At 65.4% G+C, this 306-nt stretch carries 1 protein-coding gene; it reads left to right on the top strand.

Annotation, left to right across the window (positions count from 1 at the left end):
* Positions 1-58 precede the first annotated feature (58 nt).
* The coding region (locus tag GSQ90_RS32200; RefSeq protein WP_210254991.1) for a transposase at positions 59-306 on the top strand (248 nt) is incomplete at its 3' end.

Genomic DNA, 306 nt, shown 5'->3' with positions numbered 1-306 from the left:
CTCCCGGGGCTTGACCGGAGGATCGGAGCCGCCGCTCTTATGGCGACTGTTGACCACCATGCCGGTCGAAACGATCGAGGACGCCCTGGAGATCATCCGGCTCTATCGCTTGCGCTGGCGCATCGAGCAGGTCTTTCGCGTGCTCAAACGGGACGGTCTCGCCTTAGAGAAAACACAGGTCGAGCACGCTTCAAGCCTGTTCAACCTCACCGCGCTCGCGCTCGAAGCCGCCACCCGCATCATTCAGCTCACCGACGCTCGCCACGCCAGCGCGCGTCCCGCCGCCGACGTCTTGGACGCCAGCCC

It is taken from the genome of Methylocapsa sp. S129 (assembly GCF_009765995.1).
Taxonomy (GTDB): Bacteria; Pseudomonadota; Alphaproteobacteria; order Rhizobiales; family Beijerinckiaceae; genus Roseiarcus.
The sequence above is the reverse complement of the archived record's forward strand: the minus strand, read 5'-3'. Positions and strand labels throughout refer to the sequence as shown.